5 protein-coding genes and 1 pseudogene are annotated in these 5031 nt (G+C 38.4%); 4 read left to right on the top strand and 2 right to left on the bottom strand.

Annotated elements, in window-relative coordinates:
- A pseudogene (locus K245_RS28205) lies at nucleotides 1–1148 on the bottom strand (hypothetical protein); the annotation flags it as partial.
- Between the two features lie 125 nt (nucleotides 1149–1273).
- Between K245_RS28205 and K245_RS0121970 the strand changes: the two are divergent.
- From K245_RS0121970 to K245_RS0121960, 3 genes are read left to right on the top strand one after another with little or no spacing between them, the layout of a single operon-like run.
- Nucleotides 1274–1984 carry a ParA family protein gene (locus K245_RS0121970; protein ID WP_027360864.1) on the top strand — a complete coding sequence of 237 codons (711 nt, stop codon included), beginning with the start codon at nucleotides 1274–1276 and terminating at the stop codon, nucleotides 1982–1984.
- 19 nt (nucleotides 1985–2003) lie between these two features.
- Nucleotides 2004–2414 carry a hypothetical protein gene (locus tag K245_RS0121965; protein WP_027360863.1) on the top strand — a complete coding sequence of 137 codons (411 nt, stop codon included), beginning with the start codon at nucleotides 2004–2006 and terminating at the stop codon, nucleotides 2412–2414.
- A 46-nt stretch (nucleotides 2415–2460) separates the two neighbouring features.
- Complete coding sequence (locus K245_RS0121960) at nucleotides 2461–3957, top strand: hypothetical protein (protein ID WP_027360862.1); 1497 nt, start codon at nucleotides 2461–2463, stop codon at nucleotides 3955–3957.
- 313 nt (nucleotides 3958–4270) lie between these two features.
- Here K245_RS0121960 and K245_RS0121950 read toward each other — a convergent pair whose 3' ends face one another.
- Nucleotides 4271–4525, bottom strand: coding sequence for a hypothetical protein (locus tag K245_RS0121950; RefSeq protein WP_027360860.1), 255 nt, complete (start codon nucleotides 4523–4525; stop codon nucleotides 4271–4273).
- 297 nt (nucleotides 4526–4822) lie between these two features.
- On the opposite strand from K245_RS0121950, the gene K245_RS0121945 reads away from it, so the two are divergent.
- Nucleotides 4823–5031, top strand: a 209-nt coding sequence (locus K245_RS0121945; RefSeq protein ID WP_027359792.1) for a transposase, incomplete at its 3' end; no start/stop codon positions are given.

Raw genomic sequence — 5031 nt, 5'->3', positions numbered from 1 at the left:
TCATCCTCGACTTCAACAATCTCGGAGTCATCCTCCAAAACTTCAAGTTCTTCATCGTCGTCGACTTCAATGATTTCAGTATCTTCGTCCTCGACCTCAACAATCTCGGAATCATCCTCTATGACCTCGAGATCTTCATCCTCATCGACTTCGATGATCTCGGTATCTTCGTCCTCGACTTCAACAATCTCGGAATCATCTTCTAAAACTTCGAGATCTTCATCCTCATCGACTTCGATGATCTCGGTATCTTCGTCCTCGACTTCAACAATCTCGGAATCATCTTCTAAAACTTCGAGATCTTCATCCTCATCGACTTCGATGATTTCGGTATCTTCGTCCTCGACTTCAACAATCTCGGAATCATCTTCTAAAACTTCGAGATCTTCATCCTCATCGACTTCGATGATTTCGGTATCTTCGTCCTCGACTTCAACAATCTCGGAGTCATCCTCTAAAACCTTGAGCTCTTCATCATCGTCCACTTCAATGATTTCTGCATCATCTGCTACAGCTTCAACATCATCAAATTCTTCAGGCCAGGGATCATGTTTTTTTGTTATTTCTTCATCATCGGAAATTTCAACAAGTTTTTTCCCATCGGGCCGATCTTCCTGGGATGCTTTTTCCCCCATGCTTTCTATGACAGATTTTATTGCATTTATGTCATTCTTGAGATCCGTGCCTTTTAGACTGTCTATTTTTGAAATGAAATCCCTGATGGAATTCAGAATGTCAGAAACTTTTCCAAGGGAAAGCCCGTCGTCGATCTTGAAAGAGTCACTGAAATTGGTGATTATTTTGTTCTTGGCAAGATCTGAGAGTACAAAAGTATTATCTGCTGATATAATAATACCTTCTGAGTTATCGCCCTTTTCATAAAGCTTTTCCAGATCAGAATTAATGGCGGTTTTCAGGCTGCTGAAATTCTTTTTTTTTGATCTGATAACTGATTCGTCATCGCCTGTTTCCCATACTGCTTTTACTATAAGGTCTGTATCAATATATCTGATTTCATCTGGTGACTGAAAGCTTTTGTAATGATTTACCATGAATTCAAGTATTTTATACTTGGGAGAATTTTTGTTTTTATATCCAAGATTCTCAACAGCATTCAAAATGCCATCTATGGTGATTGAGGTAACCATGGCTTTTCCTGATCTTCTAGTTAAGTAAACTTTCTCATTTCTAATTATATTGTAAAAACATTGTGTTTAATATAAAGATTTTATAGAATATAAATAAACATAACTTATAAAATCACTATTTCTGAATGTCTAAAATAATAGCAATAGCAGGCCTTACTCCTGGTTCAGGAAAAACTACTGTTTCTTTGAATCTGGCAGCTTCATTGTCTATATATGAGAAAAAAAATCTTGTAGTGGATTTTGACAGTAACTCGGAAGTTTCAAATCAATTAAAAGCCGGGATAACAGAAAATAAGGTCGTTTTTGAACGTTTATATCCTTTTACTGATTTTATACCTTCAGGTTTTGAAGAAAGCTCTTTTTTTAAAAACATTGCCGGGGTTTGTTCTAAGACAGAAAAAGTATTTGAAATATTTATAAAATCACTTTCAAAGGAATATGAATTCGTTATTTTGGATATTCCTTCAAAAATGGATTTTTTGAGTACTTCTGCGCTTGCTGTTTGCGAAGATGTCATAATTGTTAATAAAAGCAACGAATTTAATCTTAAGGCAATTCAGAGACTTTTGTTGACAATTTTTCAAATAAACAAACGCTTTAAAAAAAAGATAAATATTAAGGGAATTCTTACATGGGGCCATTCAATACCGCTTGAATCATCTCTCAAACCTTGGCCCGCAGATCTGAATAACCATATTTTTAAGGTTTTCATTCCATATGAAAATATCATGGATAATAATGAAAAATTTCAAACTCCTTTTTGTTTTAATGATATTTTAAGTCCCGCATCGATTTCTTATCTGGAATTTTGCAGGGAATTATGGCGTGAATTATGATTAGGTGTGGAGGATTTTCATGAAGATTACTGATTCCGAATCAATAAAAAACAGTGAGAAAGAACTTATAGACTCCATAACCGGAGAGCTGGACTGGAGTGCAATAGAGAAACTTCTCAGAGAAAAACACAATATCGGTCTCCAGGATGATGTAGAGTTCAGGAACGGGGATCTGACCGTATTTGACAGCCAGATTGCTTACAAGCTTGATTTTGATGTAAAGATAACCCTGTCCGTTGTGTTTGACAGAAAAGGCAATTGCCTGAAATTGACTGCAGCTGGGGATGAAAAAGAAAGGAATATTGTAGAGCAAGAAAAGACTGAATCTGAAACGCCAGACCCAGTAATTGATGAGAAACCTGCTGATGCAGGAGTCAACTCCATTGCATCTGAAATTGCCGGCATGATTTCAGAAATAAACAATTCCTGAGTTTTTTCAAAAATTTCAATAATAAAATAAAAATGGTCTGATAATTATGAGTGAAGATTCAGAGTACAACATTTCAGATTTTTCAAAAATTAGAGTGCAGCTTGATGAAGTCCTTGTTGAGCAGATTTCAAAGCTTATAGAGATAGATCTTACTGCTGCGGCCCTTTCTTTTAATATCGCTACAATTACCTGCCTTTTGATACTTGTGGAAAGAGAGAGGGAAATCCAGAATCCCCATGGCAATACACCGCCTCCACGTTACAGTATGGAATCTTTTCTTGAAGATCTGGAGGAATTAGGGCTTGACGTTGATGACGATATGCTTGCTGCTCTTCAGTCTCTTGCCCAGTGCGGTTATGTGGAAAAGGATGCCAATGACAGGTTTTTTGCCAATATTTCCGCTTTTACGCTTGTAGCTTTTCTTGACAATCTTTTTCCTGGAATGAAGGGCCTTAATCTTGTCGGTTATATTGTTCAGACAATTACTGAAGTCGTAACTGGCAGAAGGAAGCTGGAAGACGCAAGAATGTATCTGCAGCAGACCCTTTTTTCGCAGGGTGTTGCTCTCTCCAAACAGACATTTGCGCATTCACAGAAAGAGAATCTCAGGCGTCAGGTCAGTCAGCAAAATATAAATCCCATGCTTGCAGAGGATATGCAAAAGGCTTATCGTGAACGCCTTGAAACTCTTAAGGCATTAAAAGGTGACGTATCTAATAAACCTTCTTTCATTTCCCGCTATGGTGCAGGCGGTAGTGAGCAGATAAAAATCAGGGAAGTTTTTCCGAGGCAAAAACAACAGGCTCCGGAAAAAACAACGGAAAAAGCGCCTGGCGAAGTTTTTAAACCATCAGTCGTTGGAACTGAAGTTCGGGCCGAAAAAGAAGAAACAATTGTAGCACCTGGAAAAGAGCCTGAAAAGCCGGTTGTGCCTGAAATAACTGAAGAGGCTGCTGATATAGCCGCCGAAGAGCCAGAAATAAAAGAAGAACCCAAGGTCGAAGATCAACCTGAGCCTGAACCTGCACCGGTTATAGAGCCAGAAATAATTTCTGAGCCTGTTAAGCCTCCTGAAAAATCAGCTCCTGTTGAGGAAAAGAAAATTGAACGTGTCGTTGATCTTACTGAACCTGAACCTGAAGAAGAGGAAGCGGATGATCTCTCTGATGCCGGAGAAATTGATGATGATGAAATTGAAAGAAGAATAGCCGCTTTCAGTGATGAACTCTCGCTCACATGCCCTGTATGTGAAAATGGAAAGGTAAAGGCAGCCGAGACTGAAAAAGGAAGAACTTATTTCAAGTGTTCAAATGCTGTATGCAATTTTGTAAGCTGGTCAAAGCCATACAATTTCCCTTGCCCTCTTTGCAGTAATAAATTTCTTGTGGAATTCAAGAGTGCTGAAGGCATAATAGGACTCAAATGCCCACGGGCAACGTGCAGCTTTACCCATAATTCAGTATTGAACCCTGCCGCCGGGTCACCAACTGTCGATGAGCCTAAGAAGAAGAAAAAGCTCGTCAGAAGGATAAAGAAAAAATAATTCGCTAAACCGCCAAGAACCAAAAAGAACATATATGCAGCTTTTTAAAACCATGCAGTTTGGGGAAAGGTCTGGAAAACCTTTTTTTCAAAAGGAGTTTTCCAGAACTCAAATCTGACAAGGTTCCAAAAGTCCGATCCCCTTAATTCCGGCTCAGGCCTGAATCCGGAAGTATCTGTTAATATTGTATGCCGGATCGAGTCAGGGATGACGCTGAAGACCTTTTCAGACTTTTGTGAGACCATTAAATCTGGAACGCAAATAATGATTTTTTGAACCATAAATGGGAAAGAGGTTTTTTATCTTCACATAATCAGTGGTGCTCGTCTTTTAGATATATATTATGGTATTCATCTTCAGTCAGGTGTTTTTTTATTGTTTCCAGAATAAGCAGATAAAACTTTTCCATTTCTTCATCAGACAGTTTTGGAATTAGAAGTTTCATGAAATTGTCATCTGAAAATTTTTGGAGAGTATACATAAGGGTTTCTTCGTCTGTGATTCTGTCTAAGCCAAAAGCTCCGAATCCTTCATATTTGTTGATAAAGTCATGTTTGAATTTTTTCATAATCAGTATTCCTAATTGTTTCGGTAATTAAGTCTTGGCAAAGTCGTAAAAAGTCCGGTTCACGTCATTCCGGAGCGGGCCGGAATTCAGAAATGCCTGAAAATACAAAGATACCTGGTCAAATCCGGCATGGTTCTATCGCCTTTTTGACTTTTTACGTGTCCATCAGTCTTTATTTATCCTTTCTGACTCACAAATACCAGATAGGATCTATAAAATAATTTGATTACCATTTTTACTCCGCCATGCTTATCTTAAGGCATGTGAAAGATTATCCAGATATGATGGAGGTGTAGCATGGCAAAAAATATGATCCAATTTCAAAAAGGAAAGAGTATTCACGAATTCCTGTCCGAATATGGGACCGAAGATAAGTGCCAAGACTCATTATTCAGACTTAGATGGCCGCATGGTTTTAGTTGTCCGAATTGCGGCGGTTCGAAATTTTGCGAGCTCAAATCAAGAGATCTGTACCAATGCCACAAGTGTCACCATCAGGCGTCGGT

The organism is Desulforegula conservatrix Mb1Pa (assembly GCF_000426225.1).
GTDB classification, from domain to species: Bacteria; Desulfobacterota; Desulfobacteria; order Desulfobacterales; family Desulforegulaceae; genus Desulforegula; species Desulforegula conservatrix.
Note: the sequence above shows the minus strand (reverse complement) of the source record. Positions and strands in the feature narration are given on the sequence as shown.